The organism is [Clostridium] symbiosum, from assembly GCA_036419695.1.
GTDB lineage: Bacteria > Bacillota > Clostridia > Lachnospirales > Lachnospiraceae > Otoolea > Otoolea symbiosa_A.
The window spans coordinates 913,275-937,773 of the sequence record CP143946.1 but is presented as its reverse complement, the minus strand read 5'-3'; the positions used below and the strand labels follow the sequence as shown (position 1 = coordinate 937,773).

The window sequence follows — 24,499 nt, the reverse complement described above, 5'->3', positions numbered from 1 at the left end:
CGGCTCCCCCCTTTTATATCCTCAGGCGGTGCCGCGTCCCAGAACCTGTACTTCTTCCCTTTGAGAAAAAACGAAATCATATGCTTTTCCCATGCGACTTCCCTTGACATAAATGGAAGCTCCTTTCTTTTCCATGGCAATAACATTACAGGTGAGCCAGTTTCCATAACTGGCATATTCAAAACGGATTACATCTCCGCCTTTTAATTCCAAAGCTTTCTTTACCATAATTCCGCCTCCTGTCACATTCCTCCCACTGCCCGAAGCAAAACGCCTGCAGCGATAATCCAGGCGTAAGCGGTCCAGACCATCATGGATTTCATCCGTTCAACCTGTCTTCCCATCCGGCGGTTTCTTCGCCTTAAACGAATTACCTCCGCTCCGGCATAACAATGTCTGCACATCTTTTCCACCTCCTGCATTCTATAAACTACGCAAAATTTTGATTATTTGATTGACTTTTTACGTTAAACAATCTAAAATCAATTATATAAATACAAATGAATCTACAATATGTTAACGATATTCGCAAAATCTTGCGCAAGTTATACTTTAATTATACTCAAGATTTTACGTATGTCAAGTCTTAATTGCGCAAAATATTGAGGTATAGATATGGGACTTTATGAACAGATAAGAGATATAGCAAAGGAGAAGGGTTATTCGATTAACCGGCTGGAAAAGGAATTAGGCTTTGCCAGAAGTTCAATTAATAAGTTCAATAAAAATAAACCAAGCACGGATAAAATCCGGCAGATCGCGGATTTGCTTGGTGTTTCGGTTGATCACCTGCTAAACGGAACGGATGATGAGCAGAAGGCCGGCTATTATTTGAACGAGGAGACAGCAAAAGCGGCACAGGAAATTTTTGAGAACAGGGAACTGAAGATGCTGTTTGACGCTGCAAGAGATGCCGATCCCGAAGATTTAATGGCTTTACACAGCATGGCCCTTGCACTGAAAAGAAAGGAACGTGGAAACGACGATGACACAGGATGTTAATGTAGTATTACTTGATTTCCACCATAAGCGCGGCAAGGAGATGGTCGTGGAAAATGAAGATGGAAGTTACACTATATTAATCAATTCCAGGCTGGCCTACAGCGGACAGCTGGCCGCCTACAAACACGCAATGAAACACATTGAAAACAACGACTTTCAGGGAGAAAACGTCCAGTCAATCGAGTCAGCCGCACATGAACTTACCATCCCGGAAGATGCGGAACGAATTCCATCAGCCAAATACCTGCAGCGCATCAAGGCCATCCAGGCAAGACGCCGTAAAATCCAGCGCCAGTTGAAAGAACTCCAAAATGATATGGACTATTTACGGGATATGGGAGCTGTTGATGATTTTGCACGGGCGGAACAGCAGTGGCTGTATGGAAATGACTTATAAATTTAAATTTTACCGGAGAAAGCAAATAAGGCATTGAACACCTCTCCTGCCGGTCAGGAACCATATTCAGCAGAACAAGATACCCCTTTGTCTTCCAGCTCACCGAAACATGCTCTCAGACGCCCTCTGGCCTGCTGTAGAGCCTTTAAACAGAGCGATGGCAGCTAAGGATTATCGGTAAAAACAGCCCCAGGTGTGAAAGCAGTAACAAAAAAAGACATCCCATATGGAATGTCTTTTTTGTTACCCTTGTCTCACAAGAGTTTTTTAGACGTGCGTGAGAAGATTCGAACTCCCGACACCTTGGTCCGTAGGCTTCCTTATTATATAGTGTGATTTTAGGCCATGTGTGGGAGTGCTTGATTTTATTAGGTTTTTCGGGTTTTACTTTTATTCTCGTGATGGCTCAAAAGGTCTCTTTTTGTAACTTTGTTAGTCAAATGTTAGTCAAATTCAAATTGACCGGTTCACTCCTGACCGCCTCTGTTATTCCAATAATGCTTCATAGCTACATCCTAAAATTTCTTTAATTGCCCTTAACTGACTGGCTTTTACATGCTGCGTATTCGCTTCTATTTTTGATAAACTGAAGATTGTCATGGACACGCCAAGCAGATTTACTTCTCTTACCAGTTCCGACGGTCTCATGCCTTTTGCTATTCTAATTTTCTTTATATTACTCCCTATTTGTATATCGGTATCATTTTTTATAAATGTATCTTCTATCATTCCAAACCTCACATTTTGCTTATTCAAGCAATCTTTTTCTTTATAGTATGTGAAGCTTATGGTAAAATGTTGCTTATATTAGCAAAGCTAAATATATTTCCACTTATTTCCAGCTTTACCACTGCGCCAGAGTAGTACAATGAATTCATAAGGGGAGGGGGATGGAAAATGAAAAGGTATAGGAATCAAATTAAAAATAATATTTTGTATTACTGGTCTGTTATTGACCTTGCTGTGACAGGATTTAAGTGCCACATTATCCATTTTGTAAAAACAGGGAAATTGCCGCAAAAGAGAACAAAGTATAGCTGGGAGGAAATAAGTGAAGAGATACGATTAATTGCTAAAGAAATTGATATGAAAGATAAAGAGGCCCCGGTTGAGAGCCCGGGGCCAATGGAGTAATAGGATATGTGTGGCGAGGCCAGTGAAGAGTCGTGTCTCCCCGCAGGTCATGCCAATCAAATACTTCTCTTGATATTTATTGTCAGTTTTGATATACTCTATTTGCTGGGGAGCGGTGGCAAGTCCACCCTCCCTGGTAATCCCTAAAGCCTAATCTGTAGGCTTTTTTTATTACTGTCTTTCAGCTTCTTTGATTACCTTTTTAACAATCTCTTTTGCTTTATCTGTATCAAGCTTTTTCTATTACTATCTTCTTGTCAACCAGAGATATAATTACCTCTTTTTCATCCGGTGTAATCCCCAGTTCTTTCACAAATTCTGGAGGCAACGTTAATCTCGCCATGATCGAATTTTTACTGGCTGTCCCTCCGGGTCTGTTAAATAATATTTTCCTTTTAATCGGTTCCATGTCATCCCTCCTCTTTTCTTATAGATTATACTATTTGTACGAATATTACAAGGCTTAATATTTATTCGTACGATTTTCACAAAAATCATTCGTACGATTTAGATATATTGCCTATTGTTTTATTCGTACGAATATATTATAATGATATCAGAAGTTAAGACAACAGCAAATAAACACTCAGGAGGAAAAGAATATGAAGAAATATAATTTATCAAACATTATGAAAGAAGCATGGAGACTGTACAGGGATTTCCAGCAATGTGTCGCTGAATATAAGCTTAGCTTTTCAGAGTGTCTTAAACGAGCTTGGGCTAAAGCGAAGAAAGCCGTTGCTACAAGTGAAAAAATTGCTTCCAGTTATTTTTATGGAGAGATTGCAGGATGCTCTGTACATTTTAATCTCGGCGATGGGATCGTAAGCGGGAACACCTTCAGATGTAAAGAGATACTTAGAAGATACGGTCTTCATTTCAATTTCAGCGAAAAATATTGGGAAGGAAGCCGGGACAGCATAAGAAAACTGGCATTGGATTATGTGTAGAAAAAACATTGGATAAAAGCTTGAAAAAATAACCAAGCCCGGTCCGGAAATAGGCTGGGAGAAAGAAGGGAAATACGAAATATAGCAAAGAGATATTTGAGATAATGATTGAAAACTGGCTGGCTGACAACTCGTATGATGTTTTGACCATCAATAATATATACATTAATGACGAGGGCGAATGGGAAGCAGATGCAGAAGATGAAAATACAACATACGTACTTAGCGATAACGGATGTGGTGATATCATAATAAACTACATCGATACAAAATAATTATTTTTGAAAGAAAGAAGGAAGGAAAATGAAAAAAGTTATCATGTACAAATGGAATGCCGTCAGAACCGGAAGATGGGGATGGAGTCTTAATGAGGTGCGAAGTGATCGGGACAATATCTATTCTACTCCTTACTATGTAGAGATACCAGATGGTTTTGAGTTATCTGAGTCAGTCATGGGGAAAAAATTGTATTTTAAATCTGGCGACCGCATAGGATACGAATTGACTAGTAGAAACAATCTCAAAAACTGCACTCCTCGTTTAATCGGCGGCAGCCCTGTTGAAGTTGTAAAATTGAAAGTAGTGGGCCCCGCCGAATAATGGCTGCGTAACCGACCAAAGTACACCGCAACCGCTACCTGTTACCAGGCGGCTATATTATACCATAGCCGCCTCCCGAAAAACAAGAGGAGGATTATATGGATATCAATTCAAAATGGGTTGAACTGGGTGTCCTCAAAATGCTGCAAGCCTTTATCCCCAAGGCGATCCATACGAGGTACCATACCGACAGATTGAGCAAGTTTATTGATGATGTGGCAATGCCATTTAGATTGTGAGTGATTGAGATGCGAAGAAAATATAAAAGTTATAAGGTACAAAAAGACGAGAAGACAAAAAAAGTCGTTGCAATCTACATACGTGTCAGCACACTAGATCAGGCAGTAGAGGGGTTATCTCTCGATGCCCAGGAGAACAAGCTGCGCAAATACTGTAAAGATAGAGGCTATGAGGTGCATGATCTCTACGCCGACAGGGGTATCTCTGCAAAAGATATCGAGCACCGTCCAGAACTGCAACGACTACTTCAGGATGCAAAAAAGGATATATTCGATCTGGTCCTGGTCTGGAAGTTGTCCAGATTCTCCCGCTGCCTCTCTGATTTGTTGGACATGTGCGAAGAAATGGAGGAGCATGGTGTCTATCTCACCAGCTACTCGGAACCATTCGACAGTTCGACGCCAATGGGCCGCTTTATTCGCAACATACTCGGTCTGGTAGCGCAATTTGAGCGGGAAATCATTGCTGAAAACGTTATGTTAGTCATGCAGGACAGGGCCGAACAGGGCAAGCGCACTTGTAGTTATGTACTAGGCTATGATCGGCACGATAAGGATTCGTTTACTATTAACGAACATGAGGCAGAATATGTCTTATTTGCAACAAGAACTTATCTGGAACGAAAAAATCTTTCCGAAGTAGCAAACTTATGTAAAGAGCGTGGATATAAAGGGAAAAAGGGGAAGGAACCCACTCCCTTTGCAGTTATGCAAATTATTACAAACCCTCTTTATTGCGGATATAATCGCTTTTTAGGAAAGCTTTACCGAGGCATGCATCCTAGATTGATAAGTGTAGAGACCCACAATAAAATCATCCGAACCCTGCGAGCACAAGGTAAGCTTGTAGGCCGTAGTAGAATCTATGAATTATATTATATAAAAGAATAATTTAAAAAGCGCCGGCGCAAGAATTGTCGACGCTTTTTTATTAAAAAATCTTTAATTGTTCCAAATCTCCCAGGCACCGGCACCGCCCGGCCTCTCATGCCAGCAGGCTCCTTCCAGCGGTCCTCCGGCTGTATTGTCCAGGAAATACCAGTCCCCTGGTTCGTCCCGGGATACTACTCTTCCATTCCATTTCTGCCAGCCCGTCAGCATGTATCCATCTGCATCGAACAAATACCAGTGATGATTAATAAGCTGCCACTCATTGGCGGCATATTGGCCGTCGGGTTTACGGTAGCGGTATTTTCCCTGGGTGTCGCGTTCCCAACCCGTGACGTCCGGTTTAGGCCAGCTTTCCATAAACTTCTCTGGCGTGCCGTACTGCTGCCGGAGCTGTGCCGTGGTACTCCCCCAGTCAGGCAGATATAAATGTGGCTTGTCCACGATGCTTTTCCAATCTCCTCCCCAGCCCAGTCCTATCTGCTTTCCCGCGGCGCCCACTCGTCCAAAGAAATTTCTGCTCTCATTGTAGGCTCCCTGTCCATCGTTTCGGAAAAAGTCGAAGGCGATACCCCACTGATGCTGGGAGGAATAGCTGCTTCCCCTCGCGTTTGTGACAATATTCCCCGGCTTCGTCCTCCCCTGGGCATACAGTTCGTCCTGCTCTGCCACGGTACGCAGTGTCTCTCCAATCTTAATAATCAGCCCTTGTTCAGCGCACACCTTTACCAGCTCTGATGCCAGTTCCTGAAGGCGCGGATGGCACATGGTTATATCTCTCATATTATCACTCTCCTTATTTCAGTGTATGATAAAAGGCCCGGGTTGTCCCAGGCCCTATGTACTGTTGCGACGTCGCAATTTATACTGTCTCATCCTTCGGTGTCTCTGGCTCCTCTGCTGGCGGCTCCACCGGTGTTACCGGGTCCGTCACTTCCGGCTCTGGGGTTGGTTCCGGCGGTGTCAGCAGGCCGGTCAGCTCAACGTACTCGGCTTCGGTGACGCGTCCCATCATCAAAAACAAATCCAGCTTGTTAAACATATCCTCGTAGATATATCGGCCGGCGGTGATTAAAAGTTTGCAGTTTTCGTAAGTTCTGTTCATAGTTTTTCTCCTTTTATGATAAATTATTTGTTACCTTTAATTGGTCTATCTGCGCCTGCAGCTCCACCATCTGTTCGGCCATGTCAAGCTGTAATCCCTCTATGACCTTGCGAGTGTCCTGGACATATTCCAGCCGCATGGGCGCGCTGATGTCGGTGGATGTGACAGTCAGATAGGTTGTGCCGGGGTGGGTGGCAAGAGCGTTGAGGTCTGCCTGGATGTCTTCCGGGAAGGGTTCCCAGAGAGGGGTGGCGCGTTCAAAAATAGCAGTTATTGGATGTTCCGCTAGGTAAGCTTTAAATGTATCGACATCCCCACTGCTGAAAGCGTCTAGATAGATGTATATATTTCCTCCAATATTTGAGGATATACATTCTGTGCGCTTGTATGTCTCTGCGCTGCTTCCTGCCATTAATCTATCACACATTATTTTTATTGGACTGGTACTTAAAATCTCAGTTTTTATTACAGATTTATATTCCGTGCTTTTAAATCTAAATATTTCGTTACCATATGCTGTCTCTTTTTCCCAATTTTCACTACCGTCCAGGCCAATTTTTACAAACTGTCGTTCAATCCCCCACACGCCATCGCGCATACAAAGCCGATCCTTGACATCACCGATTCCACGGATGGGTTCGGCGATGGGGATGGTGACTTTCTGATATCCGGTGTATGGTTCCCAGGCGGTCGATTTACTGCCCTCTTCAAGTTGGATGTTCTCAAAAGTCGTAGTTCCGGTAGTTGCCACATCATTGGTACAAAGCAGGCATAAGGCATAGTATTCATTTTCATCAGTGGTAAACGTTCTGCCCACGCCTCTGGCCGGTGCTTCGGTGGAAAACGCAACAACCATGTCTGGAATAAAGCTGGAACCTCCATCAATACTTTTCCTGATACCAATCATACTTTTGTAAGCAAGTGCAGTGATGTCACCAGAAAAGGTGTATGTAGTATGTGGTTTAAGCTTAAGTTTCACCGCGGCGCATGCGTAGGTGCGTGCAGTTGCATTAGATATTCGGATACCCCTGTCTAACTGCACTATATCAACGGCTCCCACGTTGTAGGAATAGGCCGCCGACTTATCAAAGAGATTCTTCCCGCTGGACTCCACCTTGAAGTCAATTTCCCGCTGCTGGCCGTTGTACGGTTCCCAGGGGATCGGCGTAGAGCCTGCGTTAAGCATCGGCCAGAATGTCGCATTAACTGTTTTTCCCGATTCGACAATTACAGCAAAATTAAATTCCGATTTCTTGCCGTATAAAAATGTCGCTCCTGATCCGGTATCTTTAAACCACCCAACTGGATCTTTTATCCAGCATTGCCAGTAAAAATTATTATCAGTATTCATTCCATACCCTTTTATGGCGTAGTTTTTCCCCACATCCAGCGACATATAGCCATTCGAACTTAAGGCAAATGTAGCGTCATCTGTAGCAGTACCATTGACCTTCACGCTGCCGTCATCATTAATTGTTAACGTTATGCCATTTTTCGTCTGAGAACCTGCCCTTGATTTCAAGTTCAGTAACTGCGCCCCGCTGTTGGCTACATGGGCGACGCTTTCAATCTCCTGCGGGTATTCCGGGCTGGGGGATGGCTTGCCGCCGGTGTAGGGTTCCCAGGGCAGGGCTGTGGTTCCTATATTAAGCATCACATCAGCAAATACTACTGTATTGGGGGTATCTAATGCGGTACTTGTGTTATTGGATATCAGACGTATGTTCATCCCTTTAGCATCTACGGGGACATTAAAGGTTACTTTCCCTCCTGCCGATGTGACATTATTGTACTGTATTGTATTATCTGCTAATGTCAGGGCTGCCTGTATTGCTGCCTTTCCGGACTGGTTCGTCTGGCTGATAATTTTACCAGATAACGTAAGTGTCTTGTTTGCTACTACTCCTATTGGTATTGTACGTTCTAACGCCGCATACGCATTTGTCCCGGATAGGGTAATTTTATTTCCATTATTTTTTACTGTAGCGCCATTGGTCGCAGCTGCTTTACTCGCGTCCAACAATTGCGCCCCCGTCGTCACCACCTGCTCGCTGGCCCCGTCGACCTCCAGATTGACCACCGGTGCCTCCCAGGCATCCGTTACCACAACCTGTCCGTCACCCTCTTTCATGGTCGTCAGAGCGTTGGCATACTTCCGGCCACTCTCGGTTTTGTTGTAGCCTGCAAATGCCACTTTCATGGCCTCGACATCTGCCTTACTCTGCGCGGCTGCTGTCTCACTGGCCTTTGCGTTTGTCTCAGACATCTTCGCGGCCGCCGCAGCCTGTACCGCCACATCAATGCTGGCGGCGGCGTCCATTGCTATCTCTGCTGCGTCCCTAGCCTCACCTGCTTGCACCATCGCTTCGGCTGCTGCGTCCTGTGCCGTCCGGGTGGCCTCCTGGGCGCCGATGATAGCCGTCTGAAGCGTCCCAAACTCGTCAGATGACTCAATCACCCTCTGGTCCATAATGGCCGGATAAACGTTAATTGGGAAAGTCTGCGACTTGATATCCCCGTCCACGGCCAGAAAGTATAATTCTGCCTGCTGGATGCCCTGCACGGCGGTCGTTTGGTCAGTGATGGGTGCGAGTACCGTGTTGCTGTCTTCGACGGTGCAGTCATTCAGTACACTGGTGCCATCTGTCTTTTTGACAGCGATGCAGGCACGGCAACCGGCCGGAACCGGCCACGGTTCCCCGAATGCAGTCAGACTAATACTCGCCCATCGGCTATTGGTGTCATACTGCTTCACCCGTAGCGGCGCATTCTTTTTCCCATCTGCCATATCAAGCACATATTTCTGTATTGTTCCCTGCATGGTTTACTCCTTTCAAAGATTACTCATTTTTACCTGCCTGCTTCACGATCTGGTTTGCTCCCGTAGCGGCCAGTCCAGAGGCGATACCTACTGCTGCCGCATTGATTATGTCCTGCGCCGGGAAATTTGCAATCACGTACATGCCAGCAATTCCCAGCACCGCACCAGTTACACCGGAGATAACCGGGATCCATTTATCCGGGATTTTTTCATATGCTTTGCACCCCATTCCGATGATGTAGCAAATTACTGTAATCCCTACTACCGTGCTAATCTGTGTCATATCCATTCTCATTTCTCCTTTTCAATAATTTTCAGTCGGCTTTCATGATCTTCCAGCCGCTTGTCCTGCTCTTCGTTATGGTCCCAAATCCGTTTATGGGACTCATGGTTATGGATTTCCAGCTCATCAAAATCTTTCCCCAGACTATCCAGCTTAACGATCAGCCTTGTAATGGCCGTATTCAGTTTAATCACCGGCGCGCCTATCGTAATTGCGGTTGTAATCATGGCAACCACAATTACTACAACACCATACTCTGTCACATTCTTATACCTCTCTTTCTTTGTTTGGTTCTGCCTCCTGTTTTTAAAATTTATGTAAATGGCACGTTGGAGCCAGCGCAGATCCTGACACGGGCCGTATTGCATAGTCCGTAACCAGATCCATATACCTTCTCAAATATGATCTGCAAAGACGATAAGGTTGGTCGGCGCATATAGATTTTATAGTAAAGGCTGGATGTGAACTGAAGATACATTCGGTCGGTCGTATTGCCGGCTGCTGATGCCAGCGGGAAATAGCCTCCCCCACCGCACCCCCAATAAACGAGGATATAAGGATAGTTCGCTGTTTCCGGCGTATTAAGCGATATCGTCTGTTCCGTGTTATAGGATCGTGGCATTTCATATCCATCGTAATTGTAGCTCGTACCGATTTTGTCAATGTAGTTGCGTCCACCAGATACCCCAAAAATGCTTTTTCCTTTGACGATATTATTTGACACCAGGTTGGCATCCCCTTTAATGGTCTGCGTCCCGGTAAGCCATTGATTGGCAGATATCGTCTGATTGGATGTCCCCGGGGTATATGTGGCAGATCCTTTGGTTGCCAGGCTCTGGTCTACATACCCACTACCGTTATGATAGCCTTCCGGAATCGTGATTTTTCCATTCGCGCCGATACGTCCTGTCCAGGCACCGCGCTGCGTGACAGTCGGCCCTTTTACCTTCCCGCCTCCCCCGTGTTTTCCTCCCGGGATTGTAGTTTCACCATTCATTCCGACGGTTCCGTTCCAGTTCCCCCTGTCTACCATCGTTCCTGTCAGTGGATTTCCTTCTTTGTCCACAATAACCTTCCCGGCCAGGATATCACCGGCGGCGGCCGTTACTACGTCCAGGTCTACTCCGCCACCGCCACCAGGCATCCATATCTTTCCCATGTGCTACACCCCCTTTAACCCAACTTTACAATCTGTTGCCGGCTTTTTATATGCTTTGAAAGTGGCTGTACCATTTCCCAGCGATGCAGTCCCGCTGGAGATAATACCAAATGCCTTTGCATACGCTTTTTGGGTGGCAACACTCGCCCCGTCGGCCAGCGCGCTGACCAATATCGCCTCCAGGTCGGTTGTGGCTCCTGCCACATTTACCGTCTGGGCATATGGTGCCGCGCTGCCTGTCCATCCGGATACTGTTAATGTCACCTCAGTGACATGATTAAGGTGATTGACAGCTGTATTGGTAGCGTTAATATCCTTTGCCCCAAACTGATCTCCTTTTTTGGTATAAGTAGTTGCGTCCTGCGGTGTCACCGTTCCATCGCTATTCTCTGTCAATCTCCATTTTTTCTGTGCGTATACTGCGTCCTGATAATTCGTTTTTAAAGCCATATCCCACCTCCTAATGTAAATTCAAGCCTCGGGCGCCCTTCCGTCTGTCCGACTAAATTTTGGTATAATAACAGGCAAGCCGATTCCAGACGGTTCAGCTCATCAAACTTAATATATGGCTGATTCGCATAAAATGTCTTCTTGCTGCCGGTCTGCAGAGATGGCAGCGTATGGCCTCGGATTGTCTCAAGATTCTCTTCCAGCTGATTGATTTCGTCTGCATAGGGATACTCAGACACTTTCTTGTCCGGATTGACAATAATGCTAAAAGACGGGTAAACTGTCACTGCTAAGTCACGGATCTCCGCCAAGTTATTCTTTATCCGATTGTAGTCTCCTACATTAATAAAGTCGGTTGCGGACCAGTTGGTTTTCGGCTCTTGCCACATACATATCCCTCCTTGCTTTAATACTGCCAGACAGCGCCTGCGCAAATTTAAGACGATGCTCGTAAACCCTGATTTTCAGGTTCTCTACATAAGGACTTTCCAAAAACAGTACATCGTTTCCGTCTATCCGAGGCTCCCCGCGGTAGTTTAATTCATACTCCCGGTTCGAGTAGAAATAATCTCCCAGCCAATCAATGATGTCAGTAACCAACGATTCATCTATCAGTGGGTTCGACCACTCTTTTATGATCCCGCTATTGTTAATTTGTTTGGATGCGTATGCCTGTGACTGTGTATACTCATACCCAGACACTACCAATTCCAGTTCCGTCCCATCCACTGCGCCCGGTATAGCAACGGTCGCATAGTAGGCGCTGGAGGATACAATCGTTCCCAACGACACCGAATACCCATGTGATGCATTATTAAAATAAACGGTGCAGGCTCCGCCATAAACGACAATCTTGTCCTTAAAAAGCTCTTTTAGTTCCGTCCCTGGCTGATATGCCATACTTACCACCCGTACCGCCTTTATCTGTTCGGCTTTCCGCCCTTTCGGGCTTTTTGACAGGTCCGTCCGGTATTCCAGGGCATAGTCTGTAACCTCGCCAAAATCCATATAGCTCAGTGATACACGGTTGTAGGGCTTTGTTTTTATAAATTCCAGCATGTACCGGTCGGCCTCCGGAAATTCATGTTCAATTTTTGTCTCTGCGGTTATTCCGGTAGACACCAGATGGCTCTCCTGCAGTTCTCCGTCTTTATAGGTATGTATCACCATTTCTTCCGGAGGATTGCCAACAAAGGAAAGATGCAGGCCGAAGTATTTAATGGCCGCTTCCAGGTCGATCGTCACTGCCGGATGACTGGAAAATAGTCCCTGGCCATCAGAGATAGCCTTACTTACATATCCAGTATTCTGGAAAGGTCTTGACCGCGGCAGAAAATAAGCGCCTCCATCTGCAGGAACGGCGCTTTGCTCATAGGATGCATACCGTACCTGCTGAGCAGCTGATACGATACTCTTTGTATTGGAATAGTTTTCTGCATTCTCAGAACTCGCTGTCAGTTTTGGTGACAGGGCTATGTTAAAGGCTGCTTTGATACAGATTAACCCGCGACGGTCCTGGTATAGGATGCATCGGCCGGCATTTGCAATAAGTTGCAGCGCCTCTTTGTGACTGACTACAGGAATCGGATTTTTCACTTTTACCGTGCGCAGATAGGTGTCAAGTTGGTAGTCTCTCTCTTCAAGCCCCGCATCAGCAAATACATCCTCCGCCAAAGCATAAAGGCTGACCCCTTCCGAATGATATTGACCGCGATAATAAGTGCTGTCCAGCCCATCCAGCCGGTCAATCGCCGTAAAGTTCATCGCTTCACCATCAGCCTCCCATTCCTTCAGCACAAGATTGGTGCCAGGCAGCCACTCTGTCATTCCATCATCCAACTCATACCCATACAGGACCTCTACCTCCTGGCCGCTCTCCAAAAAGTTTACAACGCTGCTGTCATTGTCGATATTAAAATTTTGCTTATGGTTATCCACTTTTAAAGTAAAATCGATGGCTGGAAGTTCCTCCGAGACAGGGCTGATATACTCTACCTTCTCTGATGACAGGATTGTCCGGTTATCAAAATAAATACCAATCCCCATAGTAATCTGATGAATCCGTAGTCTGCATTGTCCGCTCAACATCCGAAGCGGGACGATGGTTATTGACGTTGTATCAGGCAGAATATCTTCCAGCTCTACTTTCTGCTGCGTGTTTCCAGTTACATTAATGGTCTTGGCATTTGTCACAACCTGAAAATCTATTGGGTATGCCTCTCCAAAATCAATTGTAAGGCCCCGTATATCAAACGTCTTTGTAAAAACAAATGAAAGACTCCCGCCGATATCCCTTGCCGCCATTCCCGCATTCAGTACCACCTCGTCTGGACTCCGTGGAAGGAAATACATGCTGCCGTCTGCCCTGGTGTAGCCTTCTTCCAATGTTGCGTACTGCCCAGTAACCGGATAATTGTCCAGCGGCATAATCGCATTCGAGTAATAGGTCAACTCTTTCGTTGAGCGGACTTTGCAGTCAGCCTGCGCCATCTGATTGATTACTCCAATCGTAACTCGTATATAGGAATGATTCCGAAGCCGCTCTTTCATGCTCCTTTTATATTCTTTGCTTGCTGGCTGCACTACTCCATCACCCCACAGTCTATAATGTTCACTTTGCAATCCCGGTACATGATCGGCAATCCGGATGAGTCGAATTCCACTGGCACCGCTGTCCGGTTCCCGGGATACATGCGTATTGTCATAAACCGATTATTTACCATATCAGGGATACGGGCCGTAACCACAAACTTATCAAACTCCTGCAGCATTGATGCCCACGTTTCCGCCGGCAGAAACTTCCACTGCAGATTCTCAAACTTATACTGGTCACGGCCTACCTTCTGACCGACAAATTCTCCGTTGGCATTCTTTCCGTCGCTGACGTTTGTCGCAACCAACAGATTGCCCCCAATGTCGGGAGACGGAAATTCCCGGCCGTTGATTGTAATGACTGCCATCTCACCGCCTCCTTACGTAAATCCATATCCTGTTCGCTTTTCCAGATCCTTCAGTTTCTTCCGGATTTCCCGGATGTCAATGTTGACCACCAGATCCAAATTCTCAATTAGTTCGATTATCTTTTTCAGCAGGTCAACCATAACCGGCAGATATTGCTCACCAAAACTGCCCGCTCCTGATGCCATTGCTACAGCCCTGTTTACCATCTCCTGTATCCTGTCCTCCTGTGTGTACACAGGGGATACACTGCCGACCATTGCAAGCGGGGGAGCTGCGTGATTGACAGCATTATTCAGCGTAGATACCAATGGAGCAATCGCGCTTCTCATACCGCTCTGCACCGCCCTGGCGATACCCTCAGTAATCTGCATGTTGTTTGCCACTGCCGCCCGGCCGCCCCAACTACCGACCATCTCGGGTATCCCATTCTCACGCGCCACAAACATCTGTCCCGATTCAGGGAAACCGCCGCTGGCATGACCGGAAATCTCGCTGGCTGGACCAGTGGAACCCCCTCGACTGCCACCACTCTTTTTAGGCTTGCTGCCACCGTCATCGTCGTCCGCCTCTTCTGCCTCCTTCGATTTGTTAAAAATATTTTTCACGGTTTCGCATACGTCATCCCAGATGCGCGTTATCTCTCCAACAATATAAGACAGCCACTTTGTTATATCTTCCCAAACCTTCTTTAGTCCTTCCCAGAGTTTGTTCATTACGTCTTTGCCGATTTCCACCATCTCATCAAGCTTGAAAACGTCCTTGATTTTCTTCCAGATATCCTCAAACCACTCTTTAATATCGTTCCACTTCTCTTCGACAGTAGCTCGGACGTTGTCCCAGATCTCGGAAAGCTTATCCTGAAGTGCTGTAAAAATATCGGAAGCTGTATTCTTTATTCCTGTCCAAAGAGTCTCTGCAAATATTTTTATGCCATCCCAGATTAACTCCCACCAGCCCTTGATAGCGTCCAATGTTCCCTTTATGCTTTGATAGACATAGTCAAATGCGGTCTTTATCAGAGCTTTTATTGCTTCCCAGATGGAAGATACAAACTGTTTGATACCATCCCAGGCACGCTCCCAGTCTCCGGTAAACACACCCACAAGAAAATCCAGCAGGCCGCCTAAAGCATCTATCACATTACTCAGAATAGCTCCCACATTATCGAGAAATGTGAAAAAAGCATCAGTTGCGTTTTTCAGGTTTGTAGCAATGACAGGATCTACATTTTTTAGGAACCAGGATATGAATGGCTGCAGTACCTTTTCCCAAATTTCTTTAATACAATCTGTTACTTTTCCCGCAAACTCAAAGAATTTTTCGATAAGTGGCTGCAGTGTTTCGGTATTAAACTCCTTAAACCGTTCTGCCGCATTCTTAATCACTGGTAGGATGTGCGTATTAAATGCATCTAGAAACACACCAACAGCTTCCGACAATCCTTTTTTCACAGACTGGATTAAAGGTCCTACGTGTTCGTTGTATAGCTTCAGAATTGCGTCTATGAACTTTCTGAAGGTTTCTGCAACACTGGAAGTGACCGTCTGAACCGCTTGCAGGATACCGTCAAATGATTCTTTGATTTTGTCACTATTTTCGATAATCGGCGCAGTAATCAAGTCTAAAATGTCTCTGCCGAATGAATGCCCCAGCAGTAGTACCCCCATGAAACCATCCGAAAACATCTGGATAATGTCAGCCGTGATCTGTTTTGCCGTATCACTTCGGAACACAGTGAAGATATCAGCCACAGCGGCAGCAAAGCGGCCGGATATCATAGCGGTATCCGCTCCGATGTCGAACATAGACACCAGGAAATCCTTTATTCTCTGGCTGTTTTGCTGTAGATATTTATCAATACCTCCCAGCAGGTTATCTGCAATTGTGGCACCAATCGATGCGACGCTTCCTGCAATTTTTCCTGCGTTATAAAATAGCTGCTTAGCAAAATTGTCAGCAGCTTTTAAAACAGCCGGATCCGTAAAAATATCCTTCAGACTTTTTTTGATTCCGTCAATGGAGGACCGGATGCTGTCCAGAACTGATGTGTCACCAAAGCCAATTTTAAAACCATATTTAAAAAGGTCGGCCAATTCCTTTGCCTTGTCAATCAACGCTTGATATTTTGAATCCAACTCACTAGCAGACGTGTCGAGATCTCCCATATCGAACTCGTCTCCGGCATATCCACCGCCGCCGGCTCCGCCTCCGCCTCCCCCGGAACCAGCGTCGGGCGACTGAATGATGTTAAGCTCATCGATACCTGTTGTTGCCCCTTTGATATCCTTTGCCGCCTTCTTTGCGGCGCCTCCGGCCCCGCCCATTGCCGCACCAGCATTGTCTGCTGACTCTGCCACGGCCTCCATGCCGGCGGCTGCCACTGACGTGCCGCCCCCGGATCCCTTCTTTCCGGATATTAGGTTTGTAAATGCTTTGAAGGCATTGGCCAGGCTCATCAGCTTATTGATAATCAGGTTAATCACTTTAATAACGGGGGTAAGTACATTGATAAGTCCCTGGCCGATTGTGGCTTTCAGGCTGTCAAACTGGAGCTGCAGGATACGGACCTGGTTGGCCCATCCATCGGAAGTACGGATAAAATCCCCGGATGCAAGAGAAAGCTGCTCGGTCACAAACTTATACCGCAATGCCACCTTTTCTGCCTCTGTCATATTGGCAGTTGTTTTGCCAAACCCATTTGCAAGAGCATAGCTATCCAGTGCGCTTTGGGTCATGACAATGCCCAAGTCCTTCAGGCTCTCAGTCTCTCCCGTGAATACCGATTTCAGCTTTGTATAGGCTTCGTCCTGCGAGATGTTGTAAAACGATGCCACATCACCAGACAGGCCGGTTAAAGCCGTGGCCATTTCAAAAGCCTGCTTTTCCCCGAAGCCAAATGCTTTTGCCATCGCGCCGAAAGTTCCGGTAAACTTCTTCGACATCGTTTCCGATAAGCCAAATTGTACCGCTGCATTTTTGGCAAAGTCGTCAATCTGCTTCGACATGCGGGGGAAGGTTACATCAACAACGTTCTGCACCTCCTGCAGGTCGGATCCCAGTTCGATACACTGTGCACCGAAGTCGATCAGTTTTTTAACTGCAAAGGCAGCCGCCAGAGCTGCACCGGCTTTCTTGGCCAGCCCCTGGATGCCCTTCATTTGTTTATCAAAATTGTTTTTATTAACTACAAGGTCAAGACCAATCTGGCCTACACTATCAGCCGCCATCAATATCACCTGCCTCTATCTAAAAACAGACATCGGCTCATAATGGCACTACTTGTCCTGGTTAATCTTTATCTCAAACTCTCTCTTACAGCTTTTACCCTTGCACTTGGCGTATACTCCGGACGAGACTGCCGCCATGTCATAAAAAATAGGCATCCGGTACCCACAATATGGGCAGGACACCTGCATCTTTATTTTCTCAATGTTTACCACCTCCGCACATTGCCGCCATCATACTTTCCAGATAATCCATTTGCTGCTCATAAGTCTTTGGCTCCTGCTTGGCGCATTCTGCTTTCCGCTCCCGCCATTCGTCATAAATGCGCTTCTGCTCTTTGGTAAAATGTTTTATTACATCTTTGTCCGTCTCCGACCGGATTGCTACCATACGCCCCAACGCCGTCTCCGGTGCAAGGCCGGCCAGGAGGGATTTAAACTCATCCCATGTGACGGACTCAAATTCTTTCGTCCTTATCCTCAACCCGTACTGTGACAGAAAACTGGATATAATCAAATCCCAGTCTCCAAACAAGTCATAGTACGGGTCACTGCTCTCCCGGCTGTTCGTCCTCACCAATAATCAGTGCTACGGCTTCTTGTACAACCGTAATTAAGTCTGTAAAATTAAGCTTCAGTTTTTCAATCTCCTTTTTTGACTTTTCAGAAAACATCAGTTCATATGTATCTAATATTTCCTTCGTTCCCGGGTCTTCACCTCCCATTAACCCCATAACTTTAAGCATGGTCGGCGCATCTGCATTTACTTCCAGCTCTTTTCCCTTAATTACCAGTTTGGGATTCCCGTCAAAGGATAATTTATCGGTTATATCTACTATTTTTGACATCTTTTACAGCTCCTTTCAAAGTGTTAATCAAGTGTTGCCGGAGTAAAAACAGGCTTCCCATAGCAAGTTACCTCAAACTCCAATGCGTCTAACGCCGTGCTGTCTCCGCCGCCGGGTGTTGTAACATTCACGACACAGTCAAATGCCATCTTCGCGCCAGATACCATTTCCCATTCAAACTTTGTCATGGCATCCTGCCCCATAGCTAAAGCCAGGCTAGCAATATAATCGTTGCCCGGGTCGCCCACGCTTCTTTTCCCCTGGAACGAAAAACTGAGTTTCTTTCCTGTGACAGCCGTCTTTGACCATCCTTCAGCGTCCATTGCGTACCAGTCTTCTGTTGTTCCGTCGATTGTTGGGGCAAAATTTGTTAAATCTTTTGGTACTACCATTTCCGCATCTGTACTGTTCAGACCGGCAGTACCAAACTTAAACTTATTATTGTGTACCGGATATACAGTTCCGTTCATTCTTTTCCTCACTTTCTTTGATAAATAAAGTCAAGCCATATTACATATTCATACACACCGTCATCATCCGTTCCTACGTCCTGCGGTTCCGGGACCATCAGGCGAAGGAAATTAATGTGGGTATCACCTATGTTCAGGCTGGTTGTACTCCTTAGTTTCTCAAACAGCCCATAGGCCGCTGACTCCGACTCACTCTTGCTTTTATTCCAATGGATAAGCAACGATATGGGTTTGGTATCGTAGGTGGTACAGTCCAAGCCGCCGATGGCGATATTGGGATTACCACTGGTTGGCCGGCTGTACACGCCTATGGATTTCTGCTTTTTACCATCCATCTTGCCAATGTAAACCCTGTCGTCAGCAGCCAAGCCCAAGCCGGATATGTACTGCCTGACGTCTCTCAATGGCAACATTACACACCACCCGCTTTCTTATAAAACTGTTTAAATGCTTTTGGAGCAAATTCAGCTTTACTGCCGCCGGATTCCCAGTCCTCATACCAGTGACCTTTTGCATTAGGATTTTCTTCCGTCTGGAAATTGTATTCCGGGTGATAATATAATCGCCGCGCATATGGAGTATTTGATACCAGAGTCGCCTTCCCCTGCCCAGAATCGCTATAATCGACGAAGGAGCTCTCATTCTGCAAATTACCTTTATCAAAAGGCATTACCTGAGCCTGTACCGCCTCTGTATGTAATGCTTCCGCTGTCATCTCCAACGCCGTCACTGCTGCTCCTGTAAGCTGCTTTATACGCGGAAAATTCATCTTGACTTTGGATGTTGCATTTATCATCAGACCACCTCCAGCGCGCAGAAATTTACGGTTCCGTCCGGATTCCGGTTCTTTGCCCCTTGCTGAATACGTCTTTCCTCACCGAATACCGTCACTGTGCCGCCACTCAATGATGGTATGTCCGGCACAATGTCACCCGGAAACAGTGCCGTTCCGGTTATCTGCACCAGCTTCTTCTCGGCAGTCAGGATTGTCTTTGCACGGTCCTGAAAGTTGCATATCAGATCCAGTTCTGCCGTATACTTCGGTTCTCCCAAGTTGTTCAGCTCCTCAGACTCCAGATGGACATGCACCGGAACCTTGCAGAGCCGTTTTGGGACTAAACATGGGTATTTCATCGTCTCACCTCGCTAACCGGCAGCACAGGCCTGTCTGGGACAGCAGGGCGTACACATCGCGCTTCATAGCCACCCCTTTGTCCATATAAACGTTCCAGGAGCTGCCGAACTGGACTGATGCGCCATTCAGGCTATAGCTGGACAGGATGGTGTTAATCTCATCAGCATTCTCGGTCTCAAAATCCGCCTGCTGGCAGACTACCTCACGGATTACTCCCTGCTGGAATTCCGTCAGATTAGAAAATCCCCGGCCTACAATCCGGTTGTAGGTCAGGGAATCAATATGACGGGATGCCTGCTGCAGGGCTCTTTCCAGCCGTTCCTCTGGCACTGTGCTGCCCTTGTAGATATCTCGGTAGTATTCTGGGGCTACATATGGTTCATAGGGCATATTACTCACCCGCTTTCTTCCCCTTCACCGGCTCTGCCTTCGTGGCCTGGAGCGTTTCGATCTCAGCTCTCAGGTTCTCAATTTCTGTCCGAAGTCCGGTTGCTAATCCCTGAAGGCGTTCAACTTCTTTTACCGCCTTCATATGCTCTTCATACGGTACTGTCTTGCCCCTTCCATAGGCAACCACATTGCCATCATCGTCCAGGATATCAAAACCACTGTCCTGATAGCCCTTTTTCTGCGTCTCGTCGATGGTATATTCTCTGTTTCCTTTTACCGCTCTCATCCTATACCTCCTTATGCACTGACTTCTACGTTCATGGCGCAGCCCTCGATCTTCTTTTCGAGCAGGAAGAGGTCGCCAAAGTTCCGGTTCTGATACAGGTAACCATCTGCCGTCCGGCTGTCAGTTCCCGGAGTAAACAGCTTGATGTAGCTATATTTGTCACGACATACCACACAGGACGTATGGATCAGGATCCAGTTAATCTGCTTTGCGTCAGAGGCCGCCACACACCCTTCCGTGAAATCATATTTCGTTTTCATGCGCGCCGCCGGTACCATTTTGATTGTCACATCATCCAGGCTGTGCACTTTGCGGTTAATCGTAGACGGGCTTGTTACGGTCATAACCCGCTGCAGCCCCTCCGCTTCCTTCAGGATTTTGTTCATTGTCGGGGTTACATAGATGATTCTTCCCTCCTCCGGAACGCCTGCCTCATCCATGCGGGCCATCTCTTCGTCAAATGCTTCCAGGAAATTTGCAGCGGAAATCACATCGGTATTAATCCGACCGGAATATTTCGTCAGCTCCGCATGAAGTTTAGAATACCGGTAGGAATCCTTTTCCGGGATGGCCTGTGTCGTTTCAAACTCATTCTGGATATTTGCCACAGACAGGGTGAGATTGGTCTCGTCGATATCCATCGGGTCCACCCAGAACTCAATATCTCTATCGTGCTCCAGCTTCTTTGGAATCCAACTGTTGCTCAGCGTTCCGGTGTTAAATCCGGGTGTTCTGGTATGGTCCTTGTAGCCGGATACTGTCATAGTGGGAAGTTTAATCGTCTGTGCGTTAATAAATTTCACCTGCTGGTTGCTCTGTGCCAGCGCATCAGAACACAGTTCTCTCGCATACTTCTGCTGCAGGAGCTGCGTAAATGTCGTTGCATAATCATATACTGCCATGTATTAAATCCTCTCTTTCTTTAAAGTCCGAACGCCTTTTTCAGGGCGTCATCTGTTGTCTGTTGCTGTCCTGTCCCACCAGATGCCCCCACCTGAACAAATCCGGTGGCCTGCCCCGGCTGAGGCTTCAGTGCTGGCACATCCTCCAGCACCTTGTTCAGGGCAGTCTTCAGCGTCTCTTCGTTAATTTTCCCGTCCTGTCCCATCACCTGGCTTAAATCCGCCATCTTAAGGATATACGGGATTGTTTTTGCATCCAGCCCTAAGCTGATGGCCGTCATCGTGGCTGCATTGTCAATCATCGCTTTCTGGGCCGCGGCCTGTGCCTGTGCCAGCTGTGTCTGCAAGGCGCCGACATCTGGCTGCTGGGCCGCCTTCTGCTGCTTGAACGCTGTCATTGCCTGTTCTGCCTCTTCCTGGCTGAGTCCCTGCTGCTTAAAGTAGGCTTTCAAGGCCGTGTCCTCTTTGGCTGCCAAGGTGCCTTCCAGCATCTGCTGAATTTTGCTATAGTCAATCGCTGGGGACTGTCCAGTCTGTGCCTGTTGCCCTGCGGCTGGCGGTGTTTGCTGTCCCAGCTCGCCTGCAGGCGGTTCTGCTCCTGCGGTTCCAGGGTGAGCAAATAACTGTAAATTCATTGGAAATTTCTTTCTCATTACTTTCCTGCTCCTTTCCATTTTAAGAGTGTCGCTCTGTATTGCTATCCATTGTCATCGGTGTCACCGGCCGCGCACCTTTTTAGGCCGTGTCGCGTTTTGGCACATAAAAATAAGACGCATCACCCTGCGCCTCAAAGGGAGATAATCGGATCACCTCCTACTCGATTAGGTCTATTCCATATTCTACAGCACACATGTGTTCAATCTTACATCCTCTGGCATTCTCCCAGTCTGATGCAAAATACACTACATCTGCTGTAGACAACAGCTCCAATGATTTACCCAAGAACCAAAGCGGTCTGGCATCTGCGGGAGCATTCTGGAAAAACGAATCTATCACATCTACTGGCTCATCCAGATAAATTTCCGCCGCTTTAATCGCCTTTTTCCGTTCTCTCAAAATTTCCTCATCATTTTTGCCATTCATGGGCTGTGAAATGAATAATTTTTTCATTTTTTCCTCTCCTTCTGCTGTTACATCGCAACAATAATACAAAAATACCACCGGCCTTTATCGACTGGTGGTATAACTATTTCAATATTGAGTCAAATCGATGCATTGCCCGTTCATCTTTAGGGCGAATAATTATTTTTCCTTCTTTTACACATTCTCGCAAATGATCTTTGTATTCGTCAATACTCATATAACAGTCATAATTAAACCCCAGAGACTGTCCAGTCAATTCATGGAGCTGTTTTTTTAATTCCTGTATTTCCTTATCGGCCTTTAAGCGTTCCATTATTTTCATTTAACCATCTCCTCATACGCATCAAATAATTCCTTAAACAAACTCTTAAACTCTTCTTTTTCTGGTAAGTCGAGAACATCTCCTGCACTGATATTGGCAAATAACTCCAACTCCTTAAATCCCGGAATTGACCAGTATTCCTTGCCATGTCCTACTAATCCCGCAATTTCTCCATCCGTTAGGGCACTGACAATATCAGAAACTGCAAAGGCATTTTCATATTTTCCACCCGGCTCAAACCATTTTATGATCTGCTCCCTATTATCATATACTTTTTTCTGGCATGCTTCAATGGCCTGATGAAACCTTTCGTTTTCCCAGCTGTGGTACTCGAGTACATCCATACGATGGGATGTTTCGTGAACAAATACATAGTCCAGATCATAATCACTAATATGCGGCGCCCTGGGATTGTACATAATGATATCATCATCCGGGATATAAGCAAATGGCGCCGACAGCTCTACGTCCTCCGACATCTCGGTCATTTCTGTGTACAAAGCCATCATTGCCTTATGCCGGCTCGGATTATCATCATTTCTTAATCTTTCAGCAAACTGTTTATGGGCACTGAGAATATCTACTTCCGCTGTATCAGGCTCAGCTTTATCCTCCCATTCGCCGACTTTTATCTGATAGGCTGCCTTGTTTTCTGAGTCCAGCGAATACTTGGCCAGCCTCCCAAATTTCTCAACCTGCCTCTTTGCATAATTCCGTTCTGCTTCTTTCTTGTTGACCCGCTCGACTGCCTCCAGTTCCTCCCTGGTCCACGTGTCATCCGCTGTGGAAATGCCAGGGAAGTAAGTTGTATGGCCGTCTTTACATCGTGGATGGTACAGCCCTGCGGCAATGGCCGTGCTCATCAGAGGGTATGGACCATCTGACTGCTTTCCACCACTCCATACATCATCAATCAACACCTTATCAACAAAAGGAAGACATTTCGGGCAAGGATTCCCGCGTTTATTGACAATCACCGTAGTGATCCCCCATTCCTGCCGCTTCTCTCCCTCTCCTTGCAGATACGCTCGTTTACTGGCAGTCCTGATCGCCATATCAGCATAATCTGCCAGAGTATGGCGCGCACCGTTGGCATATTCGATACAGGTAAGGCCACGGGACAACATGTCCTTAGTCGCCATATCTACAGCTTTTTCATAGGTACCGGCTCCTGAATTGGCATACACCTGGGCGTTAAAAATGGCTTTCCGATACTGGTCGTCTGCCATCCGGAGGATCGCAGTTTCAGCCCGCTCCATGTCGTGGGTAGTCGCCTGAATCAGCGCCTCTAGCTTGCGGTCGTTGAGTCGGAAGAATTCTGCCGTCATAGCCTGATGGGCCGGCGTCTTATTCCGGCCATGTACCTTGAACCCTTTTTTTATAGCCTGGAGAATCCGGATCTCCTGCCGCATATTTCCAGTTTGTCTAGCCTGCCAGATAAGCTCGCCCATCTGCTGATTCATCGCCGCAAATTGCTTCTGGTACTTCTTCTGGTTCTTTTGCCTATACTTTTCCAGAGCTTTTAATTGCACTGCCTGCCACATGCTCCACTGAATTCCTTCCTTCGTCTCCTCGGCTCGATGCCGGTTCATGTTGCGGATCATGGACGCAATCAACTCGTTTTCAATTGCTTGGAAAGCGGCACCGATATCATATTCCGTCATTCAATCACCTGATTCACGATCTTTGCTACTCTTGCGCAGGCTTCTCTATTGTGGCATCGTATTGTATGGAACATCTTCTGTTCACCGTCACCCAGTTTCGTTACATCGATGCTGTCCAGTTCTTCCCAGAAATAAGGACAGCCTTCACAATATCCTGCAAGTTCAAATTTGTATGGCAATTCCACG

General features: G+C 46.5%; 37 protein-coding genes. 8 read left to right on the top strand and 29 right to left on the bottom strand.

Translation table 11 applies throughout. The features are described 5' to 3' along the window. Positions 1-21: 21 nt before the first annotated feature. Together V3C10_04445 and V3C10_04440 are read right to left on the bottom strand one after the other, a co-directional pair. Positions 22-228, bottom strand: coding sequence for a hypothetical protein (locus tag V3C10_04445; protein WVP63074.1), 207 nt, complete (start codon positions 226-228; stop codon positions 22-24). 14 nt (positions 229-242) lie between these two features. Beyond that, positions 243-404, bottom strand: coding sequence for a hypothetical protein (locus V3C10_04440; protein ID WVP63073.1), 162 nt, complete (start codon positions 402-404; stop codon positions 243-245). A gap of 211 nt (positions 405-615) precedes the next feature. Between V3C10_04440 and V3C10_04435 the strand changes: the two genes are divergently transcribed. Continuing rightward, entirely contained in the window at positions 616-1,002 is a 387-nt protein-coding gene (locus tag V3C10_04435; GenBank protein ID WVP63072.1) for a helix-turn-helix transcriptional regulator, read from the top strand. Then, positions 986-1,399 carry a hypothetical protein gene (locus tag V3C10_04430; protein ID WVP63071.1) on the top strand — a complete coding sequence of 138 codons (414 nt, stop codon included), beginning with the start codon at positions 986-988 and terminating at the stop codon, positions 1,397-1,399. Before V3C10_04435 ends, V3C10_04430 begins: the two co-directional genes overlap by 17 nt. 486 nt (positions 1,400-1,885) lie before the next feature. Here V3C10_04430 and V3C10_04425 read toward each other — a convergent pair whose 3' ends face one another. After that, a complete protein-coding gene (locus V3C10_04425; protein ID WVP63070.1) occupies positions 1,886-2,128 on the bottom strand; it encodes a helix-turn-helix transcriptional regulator in 243 nt (80 codons plus the stop codon). A 168-nt stretch (positions 2,129-2,296) separates the two neighbouring features. Between V3C10_04425 and V3C10_04420 the strand changes: the two genes are divergently transcribed. Beyond that, entirely contained in the window at positions 2,297-2,533 is a 237-nt protein-coding gene (locus tag V3C10_04420; protein WVP63069.1) for a hypothetical protein, read from the top strand. Positions 2,534-2,762: 229 nt separating this feature from the next. Here V3C10_04420 and V3C10_04415 read toward each other — a convergent pair whose 3' ends face one another. Beyond that, positions 2,763-2,942: an AbrB/MazE/SpoVT family DNA-binding domain-containing protein gene (locus tag V3C10_04415; protein WVP63068.1), complete on the bottom strand. Its 180-nt coding sequence runs from the start codon at positions 2,940-2,942 to the stop codon at positions 2,763-2,765. A 193-nt stretch (positions 2,943-3,135) separates the two neighbouring features. Here V3C10_04415 and V3C10_04410 point away from each other — a divergent pair, with 193 nt between their 5' ends. The 5 genes from V3C10_04410 (at position 3,136) to V3C10_04390 (ending at position 5,213) form a co-directional block, all read left to right on the top strand. Next, positions 3,136-3,483: a hypothetical protein gene (locus V3C10_04410; protein ID WVP63067.1), complete on the top strand. Its 348-nt coding sequence runs from the start codon at positions 3,136-3,138 to the stop codon at positions 3,481-3,483. A gap of 104 nt (positions 3,484-3,587) precedes the next feature. Further along, a complete protein-coding gene (locus tag V3C10_04405) occupies positions 3,588-3,758 on the top strand; it encodes a hypothetical protein (GenBank protein WVP63066.1) in 171 nt (56 codons plus the stop codon). 28 nt (positions 3,759-3,786) lie between these two features. Further along, a complete protein-coding gene (locus V3C10_04400; protein ID WVP63065.1) occupies positions 3,787-4,083 on the top strand; it encodes a hypothetical protein in 297 nt (98 codons plus the stop codon). A gap of 98 nt (positions 4,084-4,181) precedes the next feature. Beyond that, positions 4,182-4,322, top strand: coding sequence for a hypothetical protein (locus V3C10_04395; GenBank protein ID WVP63064.1), 141 nt, complete (start codon positions 4,182-4,184; stop codon positions 4,320-4,322). A 9-nt stretch (positions 4,323-4,331) separates the two neighbouring features. Beyond that, complete coding sequence (locus V3C10_04390) at positions 4,332-5,213, top strand: recombinase family protein (protein ID WVP63063.1); 882 nt, start codon at positions 4,332-4,334, stop codon at positions 5,211-5,213. A gap of 51 nt (positions 5,214-5,264) precedes the next feature. Here the strand turns inward: V3C10_04390 and V3C10_04385 are convergent, their stop codons facing one another. The 25 genes from V3C10_04385 to V3C10_04265 all read right to left on the bottom strand — a co-directional run bounded on the left by V3C10_04385 (position 5,265) and on the right by V3C10_04265 (position 24,498). Continuing rightward, positions 5,265-5,993: a M15 family metallopeptidase gene (locus V3C10_04385; GenBank protein ID WVP63062.1), complete on the bottom strand. Its 729-nt coding sequence runs from the start codon at positions 5,991-5,993 to the stop codon at positions 5,265-5,267. A gap of 79 nt (positions 5,994-6,072) precedes the next feature. Then, entirely contained in the window at positions 6,073-6,315 is a 243-nt protein-coding gene (locus V3C10_04380) for a hypothetical protein (GenBank protein WVP63061.1), read from the bottom strand. Between the two features lie 13 nt (positions 6,316-6,328). Next, positions 6,329-9,136, bottom strand: a complete 2,808-nt coding sequence (locus tag V3C10_04375; protein ID WVP63060.1) for a hypothetical protein — start codon at positions 9,134-9,136, stop codon at positions 6,329-6,331. 19 nt (positions 9,137-9,155) lie between these two features. Next, entirely contained in the window at positions 9,156-9,425 is a 270-nt protein-coding gene (locus V3C10_04370; protein WVP63059.1) for a phage holin family protein, read from the bottom strand. A gap of 2 nt (positions 9,426-9,427) precedes the next feature. Continuing rightward, complete coding sequence (locus V3C10_04365; protein WVP63058.1) at positions 9,428-9,682, bottom strand: hypothetical protein; 255 nt, start codon at positions 9,680-9,682, stop codon at positions 9,428-9,430. Between the two features lie 50 nt (positions 9,683-9,732). Next, on the bottom strand, positions 9,733-10,578 hold the full coding sequence (locus tag V3C10_04360) for a hypothetical protein (GenBank protein WVP63057.1): 846 nt from the start codon (positions 10,576-10,578) through the stop codon (positions 9,733-9,735). A gap of 3 nt (positions 10,579-10,581) precedes the next feature. After that, positions 10,582-11,028, bottom strand: coding sequence for a hypothetical protein (locus V3C10_04355; GenBank protein ID WVP63056.1), 447 nt, complete (start codon positions 11,026-11,028; stop codon positions 10,582-10,584). Beyond that, positions 11,019-11,417 carry a hypothetical protein gene (locus V3C10_04350; GenBank protein ID WVP63055.1) on the bottom strand — a complete coding sequence of 133 codons (399 nt, stop codon included), beginning with the start codon at positions 11,415-11,417 and terminating at the stop codon, positions 11,019-11,021. Before V3C10_04350 ends, V3C10_04355 begins: the two co-directional genes overlap by 10 nt. After that, positions 11,371-13,611 carry a hypothetical protein gene (locus tag V3C10_04345; GenBank protein WVP63054.1) on the bottom strand — a complete coding sequence of 747 codons (2,241 nt, stop codon included), beginning with the start codon at positions 13,609-13,611 and terminating at the stop codon, positions 11,371-11,373. The genes V3C10_04350 and V3C10_04345 overlap by 47 nt, the downstream gene beginning before the upstream one ends. Next, entirely contained in the window at positions 13,611-13,988 is a 378-nt protein-coding gene (locus tag V3C10_04340) for a hypothetical protein (protein WVP63053.1), read from the bottom strand. Before V3C10_04340 ends, V3C10_04345 begins: the two co-directional genes overlap by 1 nt. A gap of 12 nt (positions 13,989-14,000) precedes the next feature. Further along, positions 14,001-17,216 (bottom strand): hypothetical protein, encoded by a 3,216-nt coding sequence (locus V3C10_04335; GenBank protein ID WVP63052.1) that lies wholly within the window; start codon positions 17,214-17,216, stop codon positions 14,001-14,003. 199 nt (positions 17,217-17,415) lie between these two features. After that, positions 17,416-17,730: a Gp15 family bacteriophage protein gene (locus V3C10_04330; protein ID WVP63051.1), complete on the bottom strand. Its 315-nt coding sequence runs from the start codon at positions 17,728-17,730 to the stop codon at positions 17,416-17,418. 31 nt (positions 17,731-17,761) lie between these two features. Beyond that, positions 17,762-18,061: a hypothetical protein gene (locus V3C10_04325; GenBank protein WVP63050.1), complete on the bottom strand. Its 300-nt coding sequence runs from the start codon at positions 18,059-18,061 to the stop codon at positions 17,762-17,764. 23 nt (positions 18,062-18,084) lie between these two features. Beyond that, the gene (locus tag V3C10_04320; protein WVP63049.1) at positions 18,085-18,531 is read right to left on the bottom strand and encodes a hypothetical protein; all 447 of its coding nucleotides are present in this window, start codon (positions 18,529-18,531) and stop codon (positions 18,085-18,087) included. Between the two features lie 8 nt (positions 18,532-18,539). Further along, positions 18,540-18,944 carry a minor capsid protein gene (locus V3C10_04315; GenBank protein WVP63048.1) on the bottom strand — a complete coding sequence of 135 codons (405 nt, stop codon included), beginning with the start codon at positions 18,942-18,944 and terminating at the stop codon, positions 18,540-18,542. After that, the gene (locus tag V3C10_04310) at positions 18,944-19,324 is read right to left on the bottom strand and encodes a hypothetical protein (protein ID WVP64568.1); all 381 of its coding nucleotides are present in this window, start codon (positions 19,322-19,324) and stop codon (positions 18,944-18,946) included. The genes V3C10_04315 and V3C10_04310 overlap by 1 nt, the downstream gene beginning before the upstream one ends. Before the next feature lie 2 nt (positions 19,325-19,326). After that, the gene (locus V3C10_04305) at positions 19,327-19,665 is read right to left on the bottom strand and encodes a hypothetical protein (protein WVP63047.1); all 339 of its coding nucleotides are present in this window, start codon (positions 19,663-19,665) and stop codon (positions 19,327-19,329) included. 4 nt (positions 19,666-19,669) lie between these two features. Beyond that, positions 19,670-20,056, bottom strand: coding sequence for a hypothetical protein (locus V3C10_04300; GenBank protein ID WVP63046.1), 387 nt, complete (start codon positions 20,054-20,056; stop codon positions 19,670-19,672). 1 nt (position 20,057) lies between these two features. Then, positions 20,058-20,342 (bottom strand): hypothetical protein, encoded by a 285-nt coding sequence (locus V3C10_04295; GenBank protein WVP63045.1) that lies wholly within the window; start codon positions 20,340-20,342, stop codon positions 20,058-20,060. Between the two features lie 11 nt (positions 20,343-20,353). Then, on the bottom strand, positions 20,354-21,244 hold the full coding sequence (locus tag V3C10_04290) for a capsid protein (protein ID WVP63044.1): 891 nt from the start codon (positions 21,242-21,244) through the stop codon (positions 20,354-20,356). Between the two features lie 20 nt (positions 21,245-21,264). After that, positions 21,265-21,897 (bottom strand): hypothetical protein, encoded by a 633-nt coding sequence (locus tag V3C10_04285; GenBank protein ID WVP63043.1) that lies wholly within the window; start codon positions 21,895-21,897, stop codon positions 21,265-21,267. Positions 21,898-22,057: 160 nt separating this feature from the next. Next, positions 22,058-22,354 carry a hypothetical protein gene (locus V3C10_04280; protein ID WVP63042.1) on the bottom strand — a complete coding sequence of 99 codons (297 nt, stop codon included), beginning with the start codon at positions 22,352-22,354 and terminating at the stop codon, positions 22,058-22,060. A 76-nt stretch (positions 22,355-22,430) separates the two neighbouring features. Then, positions 22,431-22,649, bottom strand: coding sequence for a hypothetical protein (locus V3C10_04275; protein ID WVP63041.1), 219 nt, complete (start codon positions 22,647-22,649; stop codon positions 22,431-22,433). Continuing rightward, on the bottom strand, positions 22,646-24,313 hold the full coding sequence (locus V3C10_04270; GenBank protein ID WVP63040.1) for a phage minor capsid protein: 1,668 nt from the start codon (positions 24,311-24,313) through the stop codon (positions 22,646-22,648). The genes V3C10_04275 and V3C10_04270 overlap by 4 nt, the downstream gene beginning before the upstream one ends. Then, on the bottom strand, positions 24,310-24,498 hold the full coding sequence (locus tag V3C10_04265) for a hypothetical protein (GenBank protein ID WVP63039.1): 189 nt from the start codon (positions 24,496-24,498) through the stop codon (positions 24,310-24,312). The genes V3C10_04270 and V3C10_04265 overlap by 4 nt, the downstream gene beginning before the upstream one ends. Position 24,499: the final 1 nt, after the last annotated feature.

Bases quoted from the DNA above. Each gene is read 5' to 3' on its own strand.
- V3C10_04290 (WVP63044.1), bottom strand. From the start codon at position 21,244: ATGGCAGTATATGATTATGCAACGACATTTACGCAGCTCCTGCAGCAG.
- V3C10_04295 (WVP63045.1), bottom strand. From the start codon at position 20,342: ATGAGAGCGGTAAAAGGAAACAGAGAATATACCATCGACGAGACGCAG.
- V3C10_04360 (WVP63057.1), bottom strand. From the start codon at position 10,578: ATGGGAAAGATATGGATGCCTGGTGGCGGTGGCGGAGTAGACCTGGAC.
- V3C10_04385 (WVP63062.1), bottom strand. From the start codon at position 5,993: ATGAGAGATATAACCATGTGCCATCCGCGCCTTCAGGAACTGGCATCA.
- V3C10_04430 (WVP63071.1), top strand. From the start codon at position 986: ATGACACAGGATGTTAATGTAGTATTACTTGATTTCCACCATAAGCGC.
- V3C10_04435 (WVP63072.1), top strand. From the start codon at position 616: ATGGGACTTTATGAACAGATAAGAGATATAGCAAAGGAGAAGGGTTAT.
- V3C10_04320 (WVP63049.1), bottom strand. From the start codon at position 18,531: ATGAACGGAACTGTATATCCGGTACACAATAATAAGTTTAAGTTTGGT.
- V3C10_04405 (WVP63066.1), top strand. From the start codon at position 3,588: ATGATTGAAAACTGGCTGGCTGACAACTCGTATGATGTTTTGACCATC.
- V3C10_04300 (WVP63046.1), bottom strand. From the start codon at position 20,056: ATGCCCTATGAACCATATGTAGCCCCAGAATACTACCGAGATATCTAC.
- V3C10_04285 (WVP63043.1), bottom strand. From the start codon at position 21,897: ATGAGAAAGAAATTTCCAATGAATTTACAGTTATTTGCTCACCCTGGA.
- V3C10_04390 (WVP63063.1), top strand. From the start codon at position 4,332: ATGCGAAGAAAATATAAAAGTTATAAGGTACAAAAAGACGAGAAGACA.
- V3C10_04280 (WVP63042.1), bottom strand. From the start codon at position 22,354: ATGAAAAAATTATTCATTTCACAGCCCATGAATGGCAAAAATGATGAG.
- V3C10_04410 (WVP63067.1), top strand. From the start codon at position 3,136: ATGAAGAAATATAATTTATCAAACATTATGAAAGAAGCATGGAGACTG.
- V3C10_04275 (WVP63041.1), bottom strand. From the start codon at position 22,649: ATGAAAATAATGGAACGCTTAAAGGCCGATAAGGAAATACAGGAATTA.
- V3C10_04420 (WVP63069.1), top strand. From the start codon at position 2,297: ATGAAAAGGTATAGGAATCAAATTAAAAATAATATTTTGTATTACTGG.
- V3C10_04380 (WVP63061.1), bottom strand. From the start codon at position 6,315: ATGAACAGAACTTACGAAAACTGCAAACTTTTAATCACCGCCGGCCGA.
- V3C10_04425 (WVP63070.1), bottom strand. From the start codon at position 2,128: ATGATAGAAGATACATTTATAAAAAATGATACCGATATACAAATAGGG.
- V3C10_04270 (WVP63040.1), bottom strand. From the start codon at position 24,313: ATGACGGAATATGATATCGGTGCCGCTTTCCAAGCAATTGAAAACGAG.
- V3C10_04400 (WVP63065.1), top strand. From the start codon at position 3,787: ATGAAAAAAGTTATCATGTACAAATGGAATGCCGTCAGAACCGGAAGA.
- V3C10_04340 (WVP63053.1), bottom strand. From the start codon at position 13,988: ATGGCAGTCATTACAATCAACGGCCGGGAATTTCCGTCTCCCGACATT.
- V3C10_04440 (WVP63073.1), bottom strand. From the start codon at position 404: ATGTGCAGACATTGTTATGCCGGAGCGGAGGTAATTCGTTTAAGGCGA.
- V3C10_04375 (WVP63060.1), bottom strand. From the start codon at position 9,136: ATGCAGGGAACAATACAGAAATATGTGCTTGATATGGCAGATGGGAAA.
- V3C10_04415 (WVP63068.1), bottom strand. From the start codon at position 2,942: ATGGAACCGATTAAAAGGAAAATATTATTTAACAGACCCGGAGGGACA.
- V3C10_04325 (WVP63050.1), bottom strand. From the start codon at position 18,061: ATGTCAAAAATAGTAGATATAACCGATAAATTATCCTTTGACGGGAAT.
- V3C10_04445 (WVP63074.1), bottom strand. From the start codon at position 228: ATGGTAAAGAAAGCTTTGGAATTAAAAGGCGGAGATGTAATCCGTTTT.
- V3C10_04350 (WVP63055.1), bottom strand. From the start codon at position 11,417: ATGTGGCAAGAGCCGAAAACCAACTGGTCCGCAACCGACTTTATTAAT.
- V3C10_04355 (WVP63056.1), bottom strand. From the start codon at position 11,028: ATGGCTTTAAAAACGAATTATCAGGACGCAGTATACGCACAGAAAAAA.
- V3C10_04370 (WVP63059.1), bottom strand. From the start codon at position 9,425: ATGGATATGACACAGATTAGCACGGTAGTAGGGATTACAGTAATTTGC.
- V3C10_04315 (WVP63048.1), bottom strand. From the start codon at position 18,944: ATGTTGCCATTGAGAGACGTCAGGCAGTACATATCCGGCTTGGGCTTG.
- V3C10_04305 (WVP63047.1), bottom strand. From the start codon at position 19,665: ATGAAATACCCATGTTTAGTCCCAAAACGGCTCTGCAAGGTTCCGGTG.
- V3C10_04335 (WVP63052.1), bottom strand. From the start codon at position 17,216: ATGGCGGCTGATAGTGTAGGCCAGATTGGTCTTGACCTTGTAGTTAAT.
- V3C10_04395 (WVP63064.1), top strand. From the start codon at position 4,182: ATGGATATCAATTCAAAATGGGTTGAACTGGGTGTCCTCAAAATGCTG.